The organism is Saccharopolyspora phatthalungensis (assembly GCF_014203395.1).
GTDB lineage: Bacteria > Actinomycetota > Actinomycetes > Mycobacteriales > Pseudonocardiaceae > Saccharopolyspora > Saccharopolyspora phatthalungensis.
The window spans coordinates 425,279-444,486 of the sequence record NZ_JACHIW010000001.1; the positions used below are offsets into that span (position 1 = coordinate 425,279).

General features: G+C 64.9%; 19 protein-coding genes and 1 pseudogene. 13 read left to right on the forward strand and 7 right to left on the reverse strand.

Annotated features, from left to right (window positions below; genetic code table 11):
* Positions 1 to 38: 38 nt before the first annotated feature.
* Entirely contained in the window at positions 39 to 1,409 is a 1,371-nt protein-coding gene (locus BJ970_RS01795) for an NAD-dependent succinate-semialdehyde dehydrogenase (protein ID WP_184722789.1), read from the reverse strand.
* Positions 1,410 to 1,596: 187 nt separating this feature from the next.
* Here BJ970_RS01795 and BJ970_RS01800 point away from each other — a divergent pair, with 187 nt between their 5' ends.
* The 5 genes from BJ970_RS01800 to BJ970_RS01820 all read left to right on the forward strand — a co-directional run bounded on the left by BJ970_RS01800 (position 1,597) and on the right by BJ970_RS01820 (position 5,447).
* Positions 1,597 to 1,926 (forward strand): hypothetical protein, encoded by a 330-nt coding sequence (locus BJ970_RS01800; protein ID WP_221467010.1) that lies wholly within the window; start codon positions 1,597 to 1,599, stop codon positions 1,924 to 1,926.
* Between the two features lie 59 nt (positions 1,927 to 1,985).
* A complete protein-coding gene (locus BJ970_RS01805; protein ID WP_312864061.1) occupies positions 1,986 to 3,104 on the forward strand; it encodes an AI-2E family transporter in 1,119 nt (372 codons plus the stop codon).
* 353 nt (positions 3,105 to 3,457) lie between these two features.
* Positions 3,458 to 4,243: a S1 family peptidase gene (locus BJ970_RS01810; RefSeq protein WP_312864062.1), complete on the forward strand. Its 786-nt coding sequence runs from the start codon at positions 3,458 to 3,460 to the stop codon at positions 4,241 to 4,243.
* 742 nt (positions 4,244 to 4,985) lie between these two features.
* A complete protein-coding gene (locus tag BJ970_RS01815; protein ID WP_184722791.1) occupies positions 4,986 to 5,153 on the forward strand; it encodes a hypothetical protein in 168 nt (55 codons plus the stop codon).
* 45 nt (positions 5,154 to 5,198) lie between these two features.
* Positions 5,199 to 5,447, forward strand: coding sequence for a hypothetical protein (locus BJ970_RS01820; RefSeq protein WP_184722795.1), 249 nt, complete (start codon positions 5,199 to 5,201; stop codon positions 5,445 to 5,447).
* A 753-nt stretch (positions 5,448 to 6,200) separates the two neighbouring features.
* Here BJ970_RS01820 and BJ970_RS01825 read toward each other — a convergent pair.
* The gene (locus tag BJ970_RS01825) at positions 6,201 to 6,665 is read right to left on the reverse strand and encodes a hypothetical protein (RefSeq protein WP_184722798.1); all 465 of its coding nucleotides are present in this window, start codon (positions 6,663 to 6,665) and stop codon (positions 6,201 to 6,203) included.
* Positions 6,666 to 6,841: 176 nt separating this feature from the next.
* Here BJ970_RS01825 and BJ970_RS01830 point away from each other — a divergent pair, with 176 nt between their 5' ends.
* Entirely contained in the window at positions 6,842 to 8,563 is a 1,722-nt protein-coding gene (locus BJ970_RS01830) for a hypothetical protein (protein WP_184722801.1), read from the forward strand.
* Here the strand turns inward: BJ970_RS01830 and BJ970_RS01835 are convergent.
* From BJ970_RS01835 to BJ970_RS01850, 4 genes are all read right to left on the reverse strand, one after another.
* Positions 8,509 to 10,431, reverse strand: a complete 1,923-nt coding sequence (locus BJ970_RS01835; protein ID WP_184722803.1) for a tetratricopeptide repeat protein — start codon at positions 10,429 to 10,431, stop codon at positions 8,509 to 8,511. The genes BJ970_RS01830 and BJ970_RS01835 overlap by 55 nt on opposite strands.
* A gap of 220 nt (positions 10,432 to 10,651) precedes the next feature.
* A complete protein-coding gene (locus BJ970_RS01840) occupies positions 10,652 to 11,011 on the reverse strand; it encodes a dihydropteroate synthase (protein ID WP_312864063.1) in 360 nt (119 codons plus the stop codon).
* Positions 11,012 to 11,150: 139 nt separating this feature from the next.
* Positions 11,151 to 11,639, reverse strand: coding sequence for a methylenetetrahydrofolate reductase (locus tag BJ970_RS37520; protein WP_312864064.1), 489 nt, complete (start codon positions 11,637 to 11,639; stop codon positions 11,151 to 11,153).
* Between the two features lie 136 nt (positions 11,640 to 11,775).
* Complete coding sequence (locus BJ970_RS01850) at positions 11,776 to 11,922, reverse strand: hypothetical protein (RefSeq protein ID WP_184722806.1); 147 nt, start codon at positions 11,920 to 11,922, stop codon at positions 11,776 to 11,778.
* A gap of 65 nt (positions 11,923 to 11,987) precedes the next feature.
* Between BJ970_RS01850 and BJ970_RS01855 the strand changes: the two genes are divergently transcribed.
* From BJ970_RS01855 to BJ970_RS39825, 6 genes and pseudogenes are all read left to right on the forward strand, one after another.
* A complete protein-coding gene (locus tag BJ970_RS01855) occupies positions 11,988 to 12,278 on the forward strand; it encodes a transposase (protein ID WP_184722809.1) in 291 nt (96 codons plus the stop codon).
* Positions 12,275 to 12,967: an IS3 family transposase gene (locus tag BJ970_RS01860; protein ID WP_184722811.1), complete on the forward strand. Its 693-nt coding sequence runs from the start codon at positions 12,275 to 12,277 to the stop codon at positions 12,965 to 12,967. The genes BJ970_RS01855 and BJ970_RS01860 overlap by 4 nt, the downstream gene beginning before the upstream one ends.
* Before the next feature lie 85 nt (positions 12,968 to 13,052).
* Positions 13,053 to 14,135 carry a tyrosine-type recombinase/integrase gene (locus BJ970_RS01865; RefSeq protein ID WP_184722814.1) on the forward strand — a complete coding sequence of 361 codons (1,083 nt, stop codon included), beginning with the start codon at positions 13,053 to 13,055 and terminating at the stop codon, positions 14,133 to 14,135.
* Positions 14,104 to 16,008, forward strand: coding sequence for a tyrosine-type recombinase/integrase (locus tag BJ970_RS01870; RefSeq protein WP_184722817.1), 1,905 nt, complete (start codon positions 14,104 to 14,106; stop codon positions 16,006 to 16,008). Before BJ970_RS01865 ends, BJ970_RS01870 begins: the two co-directional genes overlap by 32 nt.
* On the forward strand, positions 16,005 to 16,304 hold the full coding sequence (locus tag BJ970_RS01875; RefSeq protein WP_184722820.1) for a DUF6262 family protein: 300 nt from the start codon (positions 16,005 to 16,007) through the stop codon (positions 16,302 to 16,304). The genes BJ970_RS01870 and BJ970_RS01875 overlap by 4 nt, the downstream gene beginning before the upstream one ends.
* 108 nt (positions 16,305 to 16,412) lie before the next feature.
* Positions 16,413 to 16,553, forward strand: a pseudogene (locus tag BJ970_RS39825) (integrase core domain-containing protein); the annotation flags it as partial.
* Here the strand turns inward: BJ970_RS39825 and BJ970_RS01885 are convergent.
* A complete protein-coding gene (locus BJ970_RS01885) occupies positions 16,510 to 17,022 on the reverse strand; it encodes a GNAT family N-acetyltransferase (RefSeq protein WP_184722823.1) in 513 nt (170 codons plus the stop codon). The pseudogene BJ970_RS39825 and the gene BJ970_RS01885 overlap by 44 nt on opposite strands.
* A 320-nt stretch (positions 17,023 to 17,342) precedes the next feature.
* On the opposite strand from BJ970_RS01885, the gene BJ970_RS01890 reads away from it, so the two are divergent.
* Complete coding sequence (locus BJ970_RS01890; RefSeq protein WP_184722827.1) at positions 17,343 to 18,800, forward strand: helix-turn-helix domain-containing protein; 1,458 nt, start codon at positions 17,343 to 17,345, stop codon at positions 18,798 to 18,800.
* The last annotated feature ends 408 nt before the right edge of the window (positions 18,801 to 19,208 follow it).

A 19,208-nucleotide genomic window follows, 5' to 3' on the forward strand; every position in this document is an offset into this window, starting at 1 on the left:
GCAGCACCTCGTGCGAGGCACGCGGCCGCCCGTCGGATTTACTTCTCCTGGCGGATGAGTTTCTTGTTCACGAACTCCGCCATGCCGTACTTGCCGAGTTCACGGCCGATGCCCGACCGCTTGACCCCGCCGAACGGCAGATCCGCCTGCGAGCCCGCGAGCCCGTTGATCCACACCATGCCGGTGTCGAGCCGGTCGGCGACCGCACGCGCCTTGTCGACGTCCTGGCTCCAGACGGCGCCGCCGAGGCCGTACGGGGAGCTGTTCGCCAGCTCCACCGCCTCGTCCTCGTCGGACACCTTGTACACGACGGCGGCCGGGCCGAAGAGTTCCTCGGAGTAGGCGCGCATCTCCGGCGTCACGCCGGTGATCACGGTCGGCTCCACGTAGGCACCGGGCCCGTCGACGGCCTTTCCTCCGACGTGCACCGTAGCGCCCTTGTCGATCGCATCCTGGATCTGCTCCATCAGGCGGTCGGCCGCTTCCCGCGACGACAGCGGGCCGAACCTGGTCGACGGATCCAGCGGGTCGCCCGGGGTCACCTTCGCGACCTGCTCGGTCAGCGAGGCGACGAAACCCTCGTAGAGGTCTTCCCGCACGATGAACCGCTTCGGCGAGTTGCACGCCTGCCCGGCGTTGCCCATCCGGCCCGCGGCGGCCAGCTTCGCCGTCTTCGCCAGATCGTCGGTGTCGAGCAGGATGAACGCATCCGAGCCACCGAGCTCAAGCACGCATTTCTTCAGGTGGCGGCCGGCGATCTCCGCCACGGCCGAGCCGGCGCGCTCGCTCCCGGTCAGCGAAACACCCTGATTGCGCGGATCCGCGATGATGTCGGCGACCTGGTCGTTGGTGGCGAAGATGTTGATGTAGGCGCCTTCGGGCAAGCTGGCATCCGCGAAGACCTGTTCCATCGCCAGCGCGGCCTGCGGACAGTTGGGCGCATGCTTGAGGATGATGGTGTTGCCGAGCATCAGGTTGGGCGCGGCGAACCGCGCCACCTGGTAGTAAGGGAAGTTCCACGGCATGATGCCGAGCAGCGACCCGACCGGTGCCGACCGCACGACAGCAGTGCCGCCGCTGACCGAAAGCTCCTCGTCGGCCAGGAAGCCCGGGCCCTCGGTGGCGTAGTAGCGGTAGATGCTCGACACGATGTCGATCTCGCCCTGCGCCTGCCGGAACGGCTTGCCCATCTCGGTTCCGATGATCTTGGCGAGCTCGTCCTTTCGCTCCTGGTAGATCTCCGCGACGCGGCTCAGCACCGCCGAACGGGTCCCGACCGGGCTGAGCCGCCACGACCGGTAGGCCTCGTACGAGGCCGCCAGGGCCGATTCGACCTCCGCCGAGGTTGCCGTCGGGAACTCCTTCAGCAGCTCGCCGGTCGCCGGATTCACCGTCTTGTAAGAAGCCATGAACTTAACGTACCTAAGCACCTGCGATCCGACTGATGTCCGGCTCACGGGCCACTCGGATGGTCGCCGACCCGTGCGCGACGGACCTTGGCCTCTATGAAGCGGGCAAGGCTCGGCGGAAGGTCGGGGCGTCCGAGCCCCGCACGGCAACCACGGGGCTGCCACGATCGAGGATCGGGGATCAGCCATGTCCACCACGAACGCCGCCCACTCGACGGCGTTGACCCGGGCGTCGGAAACGAACGGCAAAACCGGAGACACCGCGGCAAGCGGCCCCGGCAACGGATTCAGCATCACCAGCAGTCGACACGGCATCAAGGTGGAGCTACCGGGCGTGGCAACCATCCCGCTACCTCCGGCGGATGTGCTCGCCTACCTCGCCGGCGTGGTCGTCCTGGCTGGTACTGGGCTGCTGTCCTGGCCGGTGGCGGTCACCGTGGGCACGGGTCACGTGCTCGCCCACAACCGGCACCGCCTGTTGCTGCGGGAGTTTGGCGAGGCACTCGAAGAGGCTTGACGTTCGCGGCAGCGCCTGATCGACGCGCGGAAAGGATTCGGGACTCGTAGATTTGCCGGGTGGCGAATCACCGCCGTGACCCGGCCACTCCCGCTGGGGAACGGGCCGACCGACTGCCACGAGGCTTGGTCGTGCTCCTGGGGATGGCGTCGGCCGTCGTTGTCGTCGCCGGGGTACGGACGGCCTCCTGGTTGATCGCGCCGACGTTCCTCGCGCTGGTCATCGTCATCGCCACCAACCCGGTGCCGGTGTGGTTGATCCGCAAGGGGTGTCCGCGCTGGCTGGCCACCCTGACCCTGATCTTGGTGGTCTACGCGGTGCTGATCGCGTTCGCCCTGGTGGTGGTCGTCTCGGTCGCGCGCCTGGCAACGATCCTGCCCGAGTACGCGCAGCGCGCCGACGCCCTCGGAGCCGAGCTGAGCAAGGCGCTGGCGAAGTTCGGCATCGGGCCGGAACAGATCAAGGCCGCCGGGAGCACGGTCAACTACGGTCAACTCGCCGGCTTCATCGGCACGTTGCTGTCCGGCATCGCAAGCGTAAGCACCAACCTGGTGTTCCTCCTCGCGCTGCTGCTGTTCCTGGGCATCGAGACCGGCGGGGTCGGCCGCCGGATGGAGATCGTGTCCACCTACCACCCGAGGATGGCCGGGGCGCTGGGCGGCTTCACCCACGGCACCCGCAGCTACCTGGTGGTGTCGACGGTCTTCGGCCTGATCGTCGCGGTGCTCGACACCATCGCGCTGGCCCTGCTCGGGGTGCCGCTGCCGGTTCTGTGGGGCCTGCTGGCTTTCGTCACCAACTACATCCCCAACATCGGGTTCATCATCGGCCTGCTGCCCCCGGTCCTGCTCGCCCTGCTGGAGGGCGGCTGGCAGCTCGCCATCGTCGTGACCGTCGTCTACATCGTGCTCAACTTCGTGGTGCAAAGCCTGATCCAACCGCGCGTCGTCGGCGACGCCGTGGGCCTGTCGGTGACCGTGACGCTGCTGTCGCTGGTGTTCTGGACCTGGGCGATCGGGCCGCTCGGAGCGGTGCTCGCCGTCCCATTGACGCTGCTGGCCAAGGCGCTGCTGGTGGACAGCGATCCGCGGGCGGCGTGGGCGAGCGCCTTCCTGGTCTCCGACCGGGTCAGCGCCGAGCGGGCCGAGAGGAAATCGCCGCGCACCGAAGGCAATTGAGAGTGTCCACATCGGACATCAGCATGTAACGCCCGTTCGAAGGCGATCTCCACTCGGACGATTCCGATCTTCCCACGCTTGCGGCCGTGAGAGCCAAAGGGCAGATCCCGCCGGAAAAAGGTCAACCCGCAGGTTCTTTCGCTCGGCGGCATCGCGCCTCACAACCTGGACGAAAAGGTGCTTTTGACATTCCGCGAGAGCTGGCGGCGGAGGCATACGAGAGGTGGCAGAAATCGAGCTGACCGATATCCCCCTGCCCGAAAGGGAACGGTGTCTGCACTAAGGTTGTAGCTCGGCTTGCGGATGATGTTGACTCTTTCCGGATCAAGACGAAGAAGATCCGGAGGATCGAAGTGTTACGAATTCTGCGCCCCAAGGTGATCGCCGGGATGGTCGCCGCTGCCGCAGCGGTTGGTGCGGGCGTGGCGATGTCGGTCCCTGCGGGCGCGGTGGCCAATGCACGGGACGCCGAGGACGGCGCGTTTCCGTTCGCCGTCAAGTTCTTGATGAGCGACATCCCGAAACCGGACGGCAGCACCTACGACAGCGCTTGCTCCGGCGCGCTGATCGATCCGCAGTGGGTGATCACGGCCGGGCACTGCTTCCACGATGTCGACCGCAAGCCGGTGAGCGGGCCGACGCCGTATGCGACGACCGCGATCGTCGGACGCACGGACGACGCCGAGGCGGACAAGGGCCATGAGGTGGACGTCGTGGAGGTCCGGCAGTCGCCGGTGAGCGACGTCGCGGTCGTCAAGCTGAAGAAGCCGATCAAGGACGTGCGCCCGCTGGCGCTGCGCTCGGCCGCGCCGCGGCCCGGGGAAACCCTGGTGCTGGCGGGCTGGGGCCAGGAGTCCGCCGACGCGACCGAGCCCGCCACCCACCTGCAGGTCGGCAAGGTCCGGATCCAAGAGGTGCAGGACAAAATCACGACGGTCACCGGCAGTTGGCCGAGCGCGGACACCAGCGCCTGCCCGACCGACTCCGGGGCGCCCTACTTCGAGAACCACCGCGGCGCGAACGCGCTGGTGTCGGTCGAGAGCGGCGGTCCGGAATGCCCGCACGCCCAACAGGAGAGGACGTCCAGAGTGGACGTCATAGCGGACTGGATCAAGAAACAGATCAACGAATCATATTGATTGGTCTTGGGATGGGGCCGGGCGGCAAGGTGGTGGGGCGCCGGTGCTGACAACACTGCACCACAGGCAGCTCCGGTCCAACTCCGCGATACGGGTAGCGACCTGTTGCAGCTGCTGACTCCGCTGTCGCTGATTCACGATTATTGCGATTGCTAGGGGCATGAACGGCAACCAGCTCGACGTCGCACTCGGGCTCCGGCCACACCAGCACGTGGTCTTGTCCGCTGCCGCGGCCGTCGGCTGCTGCTCGATCGCGAGAACGAGTCCTTCATGTCACTCGACCTGCTGTACCGAGTCTACGCAAGATCGACGGCTTACCGTTCCCGACTCTGCTCGGAACCCAGGTTCGCAGTGCTGGGTGGAGTGCCGTGGTGTCTTGACCATTTAGGCGATACACAGCCAAAGCGGCATCGGTCAGCCCGCTGATCATTAGCCTGGACCGGCCTCGTCGAGGCAGAACTCCAGGGAAGGAAATACACTGTGCCGGACGGATTTCGCGTCGACCTCGGGGCACTGAAAGACGCAGGGGTGTCGAAAACCTGGCCAAGGACGCCCTTGAGATCTCCGGGCGGCTCACCGAGTGCGTCAAGTCGTACGAGGAACTGGATCAAGGAGCGCAAGACCGCTTTGACCAGATCCTTCAAGCCGGCGGCGACGGGGTCTGGCCGATCGCCTCCCACCAGACCGGCTGGAGAAGTACCGCACCCTGAGTCGTGTCGGTGAGTAATCGATCCTGGTCGACTTGTTGTCGGCGAGCCTGGTTACTCGGCAGATCCCGGTCAGTCCTTCCGAACGGGATGCACTGGCTGCTTTACTGAACTGGTTCCGCCCGGCTGTGGTTGCCGATCTCGCGTACATCCGCGACCGCGAGAACACGCTCGCCTCGCTGAACGTCACCGACCGGCCCTGAGCGGTCTTTGTATCCATTACTAGGCACCCTCAACGAGGTCCGCTCGTGGCCCATGCGGACCTGGAGAGCGAGAAGTGGGTCTCCGAGCTGCACGAGGACTACGCCGAGTCCACGGTGTCGTCGGGATTCGCGACGTTCTTGGAAGCCCTGTGGGCGGCCTCCGTAGCGGCGCTGACCGCCGCCGAGCGCGCCCAACTCATGATGTGGTTTCCGCGCCTGCGGGACACCCTTGAAAACAGCAATGGCGGACCCGTTCAAGATCGCATCGCCATTTCATCGCCATTTGCGAGCTGACAGCGAGCCCGCCCCAATAGGAGGAGCAGGGCGGTTGACCTAACTTCGCGGCGAGGCGAATGCGCGCCCACACGGTGCCGTGCTCGGTGAGCGAATCGGTGTCGTATCGGTAGTCGCAGTGGTTTACGACCCACGTTACCGCTGGGCGCAGTCCCGCCGCGTAGCGCTCGGCGTAGTACAGAGCGCTATTCTGATCCGAACCGCGAACACCGCCTGTCCTGCGTCCGACCGCCATTCGGTGCCGGTCCTTCGCCTCGACGACAACTAGGTCCCGCGCGTACGGGGCAGGTGTCGTCACGGTGACATCCGGAGTGAGCTCGCCATCTGGAGTCACGCGCTTAGACACGCCCGAACCGCTCACGAACTTCCTGACTGGCTCCACGAAGCCCTCACAGCAGTCCGCAACGCTGCCCCACCAGGACTACCCAAAACAGCAATCAGCCGCATCGCCGCCCGAAGACTCGGTCCAGCCAGCTACCACTACATCGACAACGCAACAGCATGGGACCTACAAAGTCACCGACAACGGAACCAGCTACCTCAACAGCACGTGAGTTGAGCCCACGAGTCACCTTCACGTACTTGAAGAGCGGCACGAGATGCCGGAACCGATGCCTTAAGCGACCGGATCACCTCCACGTGCATGGAGAACGGTCCGTTAGCGTGGTGCCAATGAGCACCGTCAGCGCTGCTGGCGCGACCGCCAGCGGCGTGCTCGGTGCTGACTGAGCGATATCATGGGATCGCGGGAGTTCACCGATGCTGTGAAACCGTTGTTCCGAGTTCAGCACGCATAGCCTTCTTGGTCGCTTCTACCGCGTGTTCGAGGTCCTTCATTGCTTCGTCCACGACAGCGCTTTCCCGAGGATTTCCCGGCGCTACCCGGGCAAGCCTTTCAGCCGCACGGCCGGACAGTTCCGCACATTCGCGAACGGGTTCGTCTGCGACAAGTTCAACAGAACCCACACTTGCGTGAAATTCATCAACAATCGAGACTCTATCTCCGGATTCTGACCAGTCACGAATTCGCCGCAACCGGTTCGCGGCCCGGATGTAATCGGCATAAATCGTGGACCTGCGTTCCTCGGTTTGCTGATGACGTTCGAAGTGGTTGCGTCGACGCTCCCGGCGGTTCGCCATCCACTGGGTTACCAGGACCCCTAACACACTGATCAACGAGGTGATAGCCGCGCTCCACCACGGCGCCGATGAACCCATGCCATGATCTTAGCGGAGGGTGTCGGCGCGTGGCTGCGAAGCGGGCTCGGCCGTTCCGTCGATTCGCACGACTAGACTGAGAGTCCCAGCCGTGAAGCAGTCCGGGAGAACGTCCGTTGTCATCACATGCATGGCCGAAACCACTGATCAGCCCGCGCGCGTCGCAGTGGTCGACCATGCCCACCTCGCGGAGGGTCCTGATCATCGTACACACGGTCGCCTCGGCGAACCGTCTGCGCGACGTACTACCGGTGTTCGATTCGGATCATCGGATCCAGCTTGTCTTTACCTGCCCTGGCTCATCGGCCGTATCCACCGGTGTTGCCGAATTTCTCGCTGAGGCCGACGTTCCTGTGATCGCGTGGGAGCATGCACTGCTCTCAAAGTTCGATCTGGCGATATCAGCCAATCACACAGGAAATCTTCATGAGATCAATGCACCGTTAGTGATTATCTCTCATGGAATCGGATATACTAAGACAATAGCCGGGAGCCGGGAGCCGGGAGCCGGGAGCCGGGAGCCGGGAGCCGGGAGCCGGGAGCCGGTATATGGCCTGTCAGCACAGTCCTTGCTGCATGCCGGACGGCTTGTTCCGGACCGGCTCATCCTCTCCCATGAGGAGCAGCTCGAACGACTGGCAAAGGAAGTCCCGGAAGCTGTTGAGGCGGCCGTTCTTGCCGGGGATCCCTGCCTGGACCGTATCCAGGCCAGTATCCCGCTGCGCCACCAATATCGGTATGCACTCGGCGCGGACGAGGACACCACGGTCGTAGTCGTCTCGTCGACGTGGCGGGCCGGTTCTCTGATCAACACATGGCCCACCTTGTTCAGGCAGTTGCAGGCCGAACTTCCGCTTGATTCGTACCTTGTGGTCGGCGTTCTGCATCCCCACATCTGGTTCGCCCACGGACAGGCGCAGGTACGGTCCTGGCTCGCCGAGTGCGAACGCGCCGGACTTCGCCTCATCCGCCCGGAAGAAGGCTGGCAGGCGGCGCTGGTGGCAGCCGACGTGGTTATCGGCGACTACGGTGCCGTGACGTGTTACGCGACGGCTCTGGATGTTCCCCTCGCGCTGGCGGCGTTCGCGGAGGAGGCGGTCGCCGCCGGCTCACCGGTCGATCTACTCGGTCAGTGCGCCCCCGGACTCGACACCGGATCCGCGATTCGGCCGCAATTGGAACAGGTCGTCTCCGAGTACCGGAGCGGCAGGTACGCGCCCGTTGCCAACCTGATCACCTCTCAACCAGGGGAATCAGGCCAGCGGTTGCGTACCGTCTTCTACGAGCTCATGAAACTGGAGGAACCGTCCTCCGAGGTGCCGGTGCCGCCACTACCGATCATGAGCGTCTGCTCCCGACTCGGGCGTTCTCGTGCGACAGCGGCATTCGTCGACGGGTGCGTCGAGGACGACAACACCGCCCGGGTACGACGGTTACCTGCGGACGTCCTCATTGGACGGACTGACGGCCAGGCCCCGCCCGATGGCGCCCACCTGGTCGTCGGCTTCCAGCACCCGATCCGCAGCCTGCGCACCAACGCCGACATCCTGTTCTGCCACGAAGAAGAGCTGACGACCTCAGTGCGCCTGTGGTGGAGCGAAACGCTACGTGAATCTCCCGGAACAACCCTGGCGGCCATGGCAACTACGAGCGGCGAATGCCTCCTCGCCGGCCGTGGGATCGATCCGGTCCGGATCACGCCCGCCGGCACCGAATACGCAGCTGCGCCGGATCCAATGATCTGGGCTTCGGTGTACTACCTCTGGCTGATCTCTGGCGGCAAGCACCACCAGCCGCCGACGGACCTGGTCGCGCGCACCGCGTCCGGCGAGTACAGGGCGCGTCAGGAACCGTGCGACCCGCCAGAAGCATCTTCGTCAAGCTCGACCAGGTGCTGACGGATCGCCTCGGCCTCACCTGGATCACAGAGGGCGTAGTGTTGCGCAGCCTGGCCAAGGTAATCGATCATGGTGGTGTGATCGCCCTGCCGTTGCCCGATCGAGGCGAGCAGCCGGCAGACTTCGCCCTTCCGGCGTGATGAACCGTCCCTGCTGAACAGTGCCAGAGCCTGCTGTCCGGTCTCCGTGGCCTTCTCCAAGGCATCCAGTCCAGCGTAGGCCTGAGCCAGTTCGAACCGAGCTTTAGCCTCGTTGTCGATTTCCGAGGTTCCCGCGAAGTACTCGAGCGCACCATAGAATTCTTCCGCAGCCTCGGCATAACGGTCGGCCTTGAGATACGTACGCCCGCGCTGCAGCCGGATCAGCGCCAACGCACGTGCCTGGTCTTGCGAGTCCAGTCGTCGCACAATCTCCTCGGACTTCACGAAAGCCTGGAGGGCCTCCTCGATCTCATTCAGCTCGCGGTAAATCTTGCCGAGCCATTCCCACGCACTCTGCTGACCGAAGTCATGCCCCTCGTCGATGGCCACATGCAGCGATTTCAGGAAGCACTCCTTGGCCTGTGAGTACTCTTTGATCGCGAAGTATGCCGAACCGAGTTGGGCGCTCACGTGCATCACGGCGAGCCGGTTGCCGAGTCGTTCAGCCGCGGCCAGACCACGCTGGTGCGTGTCAATCCAGTCGTCGAAATGGCCGTGCAGGTGGTACAAGCCCCACAATGCTTCACAGAACTGCCAGGTCAGTTCGTCGAGCCCGGCAGTCTCCGAAGCACGGACACACGCCAGCAGGTTTTCCCGTTCCTGCTCCAGAGCACCCAGGGCACGGGCTCGCTGCTCCCTGCGGGTCTCGACGTCGACGTCTTCCGGAAGACCAGCACGTTCTTGGTAGAGCGGGCTGACTCGCCACCGGTCGGAAAGCACCTGGTCCCACGCCACGGTCTGTTTCAGATACCACGTCGCGACCCGACGAACGACCTCGATGGTCCGGCCACTCAGCTCGGGGTCAGCGGCGAGAACCTCACGCGCGTGCACCCGGATCGGGGCATGCACCTCGTAGCGGTCTTCGTCCACGACGTGAACGAGACGCTTACGTGTCAAGACCCGCAGGCGTTCCTCGGCGTCATCCAGGCTGGTATTGAAAAGGACCGCTGCCGCCTCCAGAGCGAACTGCGTTCCAGGGTGCAGCGCCAGCATCCGGTGTGCTTCAGCCGCGTCGGCGGGGAGGTTGTCGTAGACCAAGTCGAGCGGCCGTCGCACCGGGTTCCCTTCGTCCTCCTGGAACAGTTCGAGCCCGCCCCGCTCAAGTCTGCGTTTGATGATCCGGCCTGGTGAAGGCTCCTCGGCCAGCGACGCGACCACGTTCAGCGCCAAGGGATATCCGCCGCAGACCGCGATGAGATGCGCTTTGGTCTGGTCATCGCAGTCCCACGCACGTTCGGCCGATGCGTCCAGCAACGCCGCACTGTGTGCAGCGTTGAGGGGGCCGACCCGGACCCGTTTGAAACCCAGCCGGCGCAAGCCCCGCAGTTCGGCCCTGCTCGTCGCCACTACCAGCGATCCCGGCGAGTTGATCAGGAAAGTCTCGATCTGAGAAACGGTCACGGCATCGTTGAGCAGCAGAAAGACCCGTTTGTCCGAAAGCAGGCGACGAAGCAGGCTCGATCGGTCGGCCATGGTCGCCGGAAGCTCGCCAGGTGCCTGCCCCAGGTTCTGCAACGTTCCGTTGAGCGCCTCACCGGCAGGCACCATCTCGTTGCGGTCAGGGTCGCTCAGTTTGACCTGCAAAGCGCCATCCGGGAACCACGACTTGTACTTCGCATAGAATTGCAGCGCAGCAGCGGTAACGCCGATACCACCCGGCCCGTCCAAGGCGACCAGGGCGGGACGTCCGTCTCGCGTAGCTCGTTCGACCTGGGTGAACATCGCAGCCAGAACATCCTCACGATCGATGAACGGATATGGCGGCGGCTGCAACTGGTTCGCTATCGCGCGCACTCCTACCTCCTCAACCACGCCACCCCAGGCGCGACGGCGTCACCGCACTCAGTGATCAATACTAAACACCGGATCACCCACCACGCCTACGATCTCAGCAAGTCGCCTTCGGTGACCTCAGCGCGTCAACGCCCAACCGGCTCGGTCGGCTGCTGCGCGAGCCGTTTGGCGAGTGCGGAGATGATCGGGCCCACATGGTCCAGCCCTCGTCCGCCGACACTGAGTCGGCTCCGGGCCTGGTGGATTCCCCGCCGACTTCCACCGCCCAAGTGCCGCTCACTAACATCCCTTCGCCAGCGATGATCGCCTGCGCGGTGGCGTCGAACCTGCTGCCCGACCAGAACGAATCCGGGGTGGCGTTGAGGACGCCCATCACCTTGAGGGGGCCGACGTCTGGTCTGGTCACGGTGGCACGCGCCGCACTTCCGGACAGGGTTGCTTGCTCGATGGTCACGACTGTCGGCCTCTTGTCTGGTGTGGACGGTTTTTCAAAGCGTCGATCAGGGCTTTCTGTGCGCACTCGTCACCAATGCGCGCAGGCCGTGCACGGTGTGGACGGGCACTCAAGCAGGTCGGCCACAGCCTGTTCGAGCTCATCGACGAATGAGTTGAGCAGGTCGAGCTGGCTGCGCAGCGCACGGTTTGGGCGGCCTGCGCGCCGGCCTGACGGCGTTGGCCGGCCAGGTTTTCGTAGTCGTGGGCGGTGAGTGCCACCAGCTCGGTGCCTTCCACCCACATCCGGCGCGGCTTCGGGGGCATGACGTGGGCAGGGCGAGTTCGGCGACAACCTCCGTGGTGGCTCGGGCAAAGTTGAACGTGATGAAGTGCGGACCCAGTACGCCTTCGGCGAGCAGTCGTTGCGAAAGCAAGATCGCCCGTTCGATGCCGAGAGCCCGCACGGCTGCGGGATCGTCGGCGACGGCGGCGAACCGCTCGGCCAGGTGGGGCGGGAACGGCGCGCCGGACAGCTGCGGACGACAACCTTTGATGAGCTCGCTCAGTGACTTCGACCCCGGGTCGCCGACCACATCGTGGTGGCGCCATAACTGCTTGAGCAGCCGTTCGCTGATCTTGCCAACCACGAGACTGCGTTCTCTGGGTAGCCATCCCCCAGCGACCGGATCGGCCGCTCGAAATCGAGCCCGAGGTGAGACGCGATCCGAGCATGGTCGCCCAGCTTTTTCTGAAGGCGGCCCAACCGTTCGTCGAGCTGCGGACTCACGGCACCTCCCCTTGTACGAAGGCGTACCGGTCGACGAACACCACTCGATCTCCAGGGCGATCGCGACGGACCTCCTCAATGCCGCGGGCAAGCTCGTCGTCATCGAACAGCGACAGCAGTGACATGTACCGGTTACGCATCATGAGGTTGCCCCTGTGAACCGGACACCCTGATCCCAGGCAGTAGTTGCCTGAGTAAGGATGTCCCTGTGTCAGGTTCGTCGAAGTTTCCCGAGCAGTTCCGCAAGGACGCGGTCGAGTTGGCCCGGTCCTCGGATCGCCCGTTACGGCAGGTCGCCCGCGAGCTTGGGGTGAACCACGAGACGCTGCGTAACTGGGTCCGCACCGCCGAACGCGCCGAGGCCGCCTCGCCGGACAGCGTCTCCGCGGGTGAGCAGGAAGAGCTGCGGGCGCTGCGTAAGCGGGTGGCCGAGTTGGAGCTGGAAAAGGAGATCCTGCGCAAGGCAGCCGCCTATTTCGCCAAGGAGATGGGTCGTTGACCTGCAGCTACCGGTTCATCTCCGAACACCGCGCCGTCTTCGGCGTCGCACGGCTGTGCCGGGTCCTGGGTATCAGACGCCCGGGCTTCTACGAATGGCTGGACGCCGCCCCCGCACGCGCCGAACGAACCGCCGCCGACCAACGGCTGGCAGCCGAGATCGCCGAGGTCCATGCCGAGCACCGTGGCACCTACGGGCGCCCCCGGGTCACCGCCGTGTTGCACCGCCGCGGCCGGCGGGTCAACCACAAACGCGTCGAGCGGATCATGCGCGAGCACGGCATCACCGGCATCACCCGGCGCCGACGCCGGTCACTGACCAGGCAGGATGAGACCGCTGCCCCGGTGCCCGATCTCATCGGCCGCGACTTCACCGCCCCAGCACCCGGGCAACGGCTCGTCGGTGACATCACCTATCTGCCCACACAAGAGGGCTGGCTGTATCTGGCCACCGTGATCGACCTGCACAACAGGGAGGTCATCGGCCACGCGATGGCCGGGCACATTCGCGCCGAACTGGTCGGTGACGCCATCGTCCTGGCCGCCCGGCGTGGCCTGATCGGTAACGACGCGGTCTTTCATTCCGACCGTGGCTCGCAATACACCTCCGCCGAGTTCCGCGCCACGCTCGCCGATCTGGGCGTGCGACCATCGGTAGGCAGGACCGGGTCGTCCCTCTTAACCGGCTAATGGTTGTGTTTGTCCAGGTCAGCGACACGCTGCGGTAGTGGTACTTGCCGGTTGGCTGCGTTCATGGCTGGTACGTCTGTTCCTTATGGGTATCGAGGCCGGTCTTCGGCTTGAGGAACGGGACGGTGGCTGGGCGTTGGCCGGGCCGGCCGCGTCGCGGTTCGGGTTGGTGGATGAGTACCTGGCGTATTTGGCCGATCGGAACTATTCACCGAAGACCGTGCGTGCCTATGGATACGACGTGTTGGCGTTCTGCCGGTGGCTCGTCGTTGAGGAGCAGCCGTTGCCGGAGGTGACCACGGAGGTGTTGTTGCGGTTCTTGCGTGCCTGCCGGGAGGCTACGGTTGCGGGCAGGCCGGGGCCGAACGTGGTCACGTTGTCGGGCCGTCGGATGGATCAGTATGCCCCCACGACGATCAATCGGCGGTTGGCGGCGATCTCGGGTTTGTTCGCGTTCGCCGCGATGCGGGATCCGGACGTGAAAAACCCAGTCCCCAGAGGCAAGGAGGCCCGCTGGCTGGTAGCGGGTGAGCGCAGCGGGATGCTCGCGCACACCGTCCGTCGGCCGAAAACCCGTTCGTCGCTTCGGCTCCGGGAGCCTCGTCGTCTGCCCACGGCGCTGTCGCAGTCGGATGCGGCGGAGCTTCTGGCGAGTTTTCATGCGTGGCGGGACCGGGCGATCGCGGGCTTGATGCTGTATTGCGGGCTGCGTTCCGCCGAGGTGCTGGGCCTGGACGTCGTCGACGCCGATATCGGCGGCCGATGGCTGCGGGTGGTCGGTAAGGGCCAGCGGGAACGCCGGGTCCCGCTGGATGCCGACGTCGCTTCGGTGATCCAGGTGTATTTGCTGGCCGAGCGGCCCGAATCCGCAAGCGCCCGTCTGTTTCTCGTGGCCAAGGGGCCGAACCGGGGCCAGCCGTTGACTGCGGCCGGGTTGCGCACGATCTTCCGCTATCACCGTGGGCTTACCGGCGTCGTCGGCGGGCATCCTCACGCGCTGCGACACACCTTCGGCACCGCCCTGGCCGAAGCGGGGGTCGATCTCGCGGTGATGCAAGCGTTGCTCGGACACGCTCATGTCGACACCACCGCCCGTTACATCCATTTGGCTCCGGCGCATGTGAAAGCAGAATTCGATGCCGCTCGCGATCGCATCCGCTCCCAGTGATGATCTGCACGCCGCCTACTTGGACTACCTGCGGCGGACCGGACGCGGAAACACCGCCTACACGGGGGCGGCTCGGGTGTTCTTCCAGCGCTGGCCAGACCCCGGGCAGTGGGCGGTGCAGCCTTTGGAGACCCGCTTGTCGGCGGGAAGCTCGACCCGGCCGATCATCACGTTCCTGATGCTGCATCGGGTGCTGCAACCGGGCTATGACTATCTGCTGGAACGCAAGCTTTCCAGCATCTGGAGGGAGGTCAAGGATTCACCGCTGGGTCCGGATCTCGATCGGTTCATGACCGCGGCCGCCGAGCTCGGGTTCACCGAACGGGTCCGGTTCGCCACCGGTTCCCAAGTTCCGGTCCGGCTGCTGATCCAGACTGGACGGTCGCTGGATCTGCTCACCATGGCCGATCTGGACGAATTCCGGGCTGCGTGCCAGGAGCGGGAGACGCGAACTGGCAAGGGGCACAGGCACTATCTGGCGTCGGTCAGCAATGCCCAACGGGTGCTGTTTTACTTGGGAATCGTCGATGAACTGCCACGCTCGGGCGGGCCGGTCCCGTTCGCCGACCGGCTCGCCGACCTGCGGCCGCCGATCCGCGAGACGATGATCGCCTATCTGGAACGCAAGCGGGCGACCTGTCAGCCCAAAACGGTGTCGGCCTTCGCGACCCGGCTCAAGCACTTCGGGGTCTTCCTGGCCGAGGTCGATCCCGGACTCGGCTCCATCGCCGAGCTGGATCGCCGCAAGCACATCGAGCCCTACCTGAGGTCGCTGGTCGACGCGGTCAACCCGAAAAACGATCAGCCGATCACCGTCGCGGACCGATCCCGGCGAGTGCTCGCGCTGATGGGATTCCTGACCGATATCACCGAGTGGGACTGGCCCGACGCGCCACCCCGCAAGCTGATATTCCGCGACGATGTCCCCAAACTCCCGCACACGCTGCCCCGCTACCTGCCCCTCGACGTCGACCGCCGACTCACCGCAGTGCTGACCGAACACCCCGGCAACGAACTCGCCGCAGCCGCCCTGCGACTGCAACGCAGCTGCGGACTGCGGATCGGGGAACTGCTCGACCTCGAGCTCGACTGCGTCCACGAAGTCCCCGACCACGGCAGCTGGCTGAAAATCCCGCTCGGCAAACTGGAGACCGAGCGCATGATCCCCATCGATGACGACATCCTCGACCTAATCGACCACATCACCGCCATCCGCTCCCACGGACGGCCGATGCCGCACCCTCGCTACCGGCGCCGGGCCCAGTTCCTGTTCACCCACCACGGCCGACGCCTCTCCCAAAGCGCGGTCCGTCACGAACTCGACCGCGCCGCCCAGTCCGCGGGACTCGACCACCTCACCCCGCACCAGCTCCGCCACACCTACGCCACCGCCCTGGTCAACGCCGGCGTCTCACTCCAAGCACTGATGGCGCTACTTGGCCACGTCTCCGCCGAGATGAGCCTGCGCTACGGTCGGCTGTTCGACACCACCGTCCGAGCCGAATACGAACGAGCCCTCGACCTCGCCAAACAACAGGCCCGCACCCCCACCACCGGCACGATCAGCCTGCCACTGGCCGACATCACCGGCGGAGCCGACTGGAAGAACACCCCATTGCTCAAATCCCGTCTGGCCGGCGGGTTCTGCCTCCGCGCACCCGCCCAAGGCGCCTGCGCCTACGCCAACATCTGCGAGCATTGCCCCAGCTTCCACACCGAACCCAGCTCGCTGCCCATCCTGGCCGCCCAACGCGTCGACGCCGAAGCACTCGCCCGCGACGCCGAACAACGAGGCTGGATCGCCGAAGCCCAACGCCACCAACGACTCATCGCCCGACTCGACATTCTGATCAACGAGGCCCAAGCCGGATGACCACCACCAGCACCCTGGGCCGCGTCGAACGCGCCTGCGTCCAGCTCCACCACGACGGCCACGCCGTCACCTTCACCGCCGTCGCCGCCCACACCGGGCTGGGCCGCACCACCCTCTACCGCAACCCAACCCTGCGCGCCGTCATCGAGGAACACCGATCTCGATCCGCCACCAGCGGCACCCTCACCAGCCTCACCGACGAGATCACCACCCTCCGCGCCGCCCTCGACGCCCTCGCCACCCGAGTACGCCGCCACGAAGAACAACTCCGACGCCTCACAGCTCGAAACGACTGAAAGCGTTAACCGGCCAACAACCGGAAACCACGATCATTAGCCGGATAATGCTGGGACAACAGCCCTGCGGAATCGTTCTGGTCCACGTTCAAACACGAGCACTACTACCGGCATACCTACGCCACACAAGCGGAACTTGTTGACACAGTTGACAATTGGGTTCGCTTCTACAATGCTGTCCGGCGGCACTCCGCGATCGGGATGCTCAGTCCCGACGACTACGAGAACTCACTTCGAGCGGCTGCCTGAATCCCCGTAAACCCCCTGTCCACCACTCGGGGGGAACCTCAGCTCCCCGGTTGGGCATGTACGGGGGGATGGGATGGTATCCGGCCTCCTCGTACAACTTGAGAGCGTCTGCGTTCCTCGCGCCGCTCTCAAGACGGATCCGTCGGGAGCCTGCTTGGAGTGCGAAGCGCTCCAACCGTGTGAGGATTAGGCGACCCAGGCCCCGTTTTCGCAGTCTCGGGGTTCTGTACATCTTCTTGATTTCGACGGTGTCGTTGAGGAGGCGGTGACATCCGCCGCAGGCAACCGGTTCGCCGTGGAGGTAGGCGACGACAAACAGTCCTCGTGGCGGTGTGAATTCTGCGGCGTCGACCCACGCGGGGTCGGCATGACCGTAGAGGCTGAGCTGGAAGTGTTCCAGCTCAGCCATGAGCCCGGCGGCGTCGGGATGGTCGGCCGCGATGTCACGCAGTACCGGGTTCTCAGTCATAACTTAACCCTGCCTCATCGAGGGCGTGGCATGCCGAGTCAGCTGCGACGTCAGTCGGCATGACGTGGCTAGGTTCCGTTCATTCCGAGGAGGACATTTTCATGCCGCAGGTCGCCGAGCCGCCATGCCGGCTCAGTTCCCGGCACCTAGGAGTCAGCCGCCGGCTGGCGATGCGTTGCGAGGCTGTAACCCGAGCAGCGGTGTCCTCGGCACCGTATCGCGAGCCGGGAGCCACCGGGGAGCGTCGTTTCAGAACTGCGATTTGAACCTCACCGACCAGGCTGGCGGCTGCCTTAGCTGCCAGCCGCTATCGTGGGTGAATGGCGGCCGTTTTCCCACGGATCAGGAACGACGAACTGGTGAGGCTTCGCCGAGAAGCCGGGCTGTCGCAACAGGGCCTCGCCGACGCGCTCAACGACCTGGCACGCACTCGTCACAAGTGCGGCACAAGCTATTCGGCCAGAGCGGTGCGGCGCTGGGAGACCGGCGAGACCGCCGAGCCGGACCTGCTTAGCCTCAGCCTTCTTGCGGAATATTTCAGTGTCCCGATCAAGGACTTGGGGTTCCGCCGGGCGCGTCCGCCCCAGGCACCTATCGGCTTCGACGGCGAGACTGACGCGCGGGATCCCCGCGTCGAACGTGAGCAGCAGCGCTGGCTTGCGACCCAGCATGCTCTCAACGCCTACCGACGCGAGCTTGCGGTGCTCGCCGAGCACCTCTACCCCCAATACCGTATTCCCGGTTTGGAGAGCACCGGGACCATCGCACCCGCAGACTGGATTCCCGAGGCACCGGTCCCGCTCAAGCAGATCATGCTCGTCATGGATGAATCCGCGCCCGAGCCGGTGATCACTGGTGGCGAACACGAGAGTGCTGCGGTGCGCCCACTGCACTCCGCGACGCAGCGCCACCGCCTGTACCACGACGCCATTCAGGAACTGAAACCGCCAAAACTATTTGAGAACCGGCTAGCGTGGCGTGTGACGCGAGTGGACTGGTCGGCGTCCGGCCCGAGCCTGCATTTCGGTTACATGGGGTTCTTCGACTCGATGGACATCAACGAGGCCCTCGCGCACGAGACCGCCTTGCATCACGTCATCCACACCGACAGCGGGGATACCAGCATCCACCCACGGCCCTCATCACGGCGGCTATCGTTCCGCAAACTCGTTGGCGACCCGCGTGACGTCACGCGTCGGCCGTTGATGGGTGCCATCGGCACGCTCACCATTCGCGGCGGCGACTCGCCCAGCGTCGTGCTGCATCATCGCGACGGCAGCCGGGTCGCCGGAGGCGGCGGACTGACGCACCTGATCCCGGCAGGAATCTTCCAGCCATCCAGTGTCCTTCCGTCCGCGCTGCGCGCCGACTTCTCGCTGTGGCGCAACATCCAACGGGAATACGCCGAAGAACTCCTCGGGAAAGTCGAGTACGACGGCAGCGGAAGACCGATAAATTACGCCCAGCAGGAGCCCTTCGCGAGCATGGATGCGGCTCAGGCCGACGGCAGGATCCAGGTGTGGTGTCTTGGCCTCACGCTGGATGCGTTGACCTTGTGTGGCGACATCCTGACCGTCGCGGTGATCGAACCGGAGTTCTACGACGCACTCTTCGGTGCGGCAGCCGTCCGAAACAACGCCGAGGGCCGCGTTCCCACACAGGTTCTTCCCTTCGAGGGGAACACCATCCGGCGGCTGCGAGAGAGCGCGCGGCTATCGCCTGGAGCGTCGGCGGCACTGCACCTTTCCTGGAAGCATCGGGAGATCCTGGTGAAGTGATCTTTCGGGTGCTTTGGGGCAGGATGAGCGGTTGCGATGGAGGTCAATGGTTGCGGTCGGCGTTGCTGGTCCGTTATGTCGGCCATGCTCAAGACGCTTTGGTCGCCGAAGGCGGGAACCCGGACCGGTCTGGCTGGATTTCTACGATGAATCACGGCTGGACGGATTTGCTGCCAGCGCCCAGTTGGCGGCTGGACGCTACGCAGCGGCGGCAAGAAACTTGACCACGGCACTGGAGGGACTCGGGCCGCATGAGGGCAAGCAGCATTCAGTACTGCTGCTCGACTTGGCGCTGGCAAATGCCCAGGAGGATGCTGATCGGTCAGCAGCCGCCGTAGCCGACGCATTAGAATCGCTCCAGAAAACGTGGTACGGCACGACCGCCGAGCGAATTCCCTCTGTCCTCAG

Coding starts and splice junctions, on each gene's coding strand:
- BJ970_RS01795 (WP_184722789.1), bottom strand. CDS start 1,409: ATGGCTTCTTACAAGACGGTGAATCCGGCGACCGGCGAGCTGCTGAAG.
- BJ970_RS01800 (WP_221467010.1), top strand. CDS start 1,597: ATGTCCACCACGAACGCCGCCCACTCGACGGCGTTGACCCGGGCGTCG.
- BJ970_RS01825 (WP_184722798.1), bottom strand. CDS start 6,665: ATGGGTTCATCGGCGCCGTGGTGGAGCGCGGCTATCACCTCGTTGATC.
- BJ970_RS01830 (WP_184722801.1), top strand. CDS start 6,842: ATGCCCACCTCGCGGAGGGTCCTGATCATCGTACACACGGTCGCCTCG.
- BJ970_RS01850 (WP_184722806.1), bottom strand. CDS start 11,922: ATGATGCGTAACCGGTACATGTCACTGCTGTCGCTGTTCGATGACGAC.
- BJ970_RS01865 (WP_184722814.1), top strand. CDS start 13,053: ATGGGTATCGAGGCCGGTCTTCGGCTTGAGGAACGGGACGGTGGCTGG.
- BJ970_RS01870 (WP_184722817.1), top strand. CDS start 14,104: ATGCCGCTCGCGATCGCATCCGCTCCCAGTGATGATCTGCACGCCGCC.
- BJ970_RS01875 (WP_184722820.1), top strand. CDS start 16,005: ATGACCACCACCAGCACCCTGGGCCGCGTCGAACGCGCCTGCGTCCAG.
- BJ970_RS01885 (WP_184722823.1), bottom strand. CDS start 17,022: ATGACTGAGAACCCGGTACTGCGTGACATCGCGGCCGACCATCCCGAC.
- BJ970_RS01890 (WP_184722827.1), top strand. CDS start 17,343: ATGGCGGCCGTTTTCCCACGGATCAGGAACGACGAACTGGTGAGGCTT.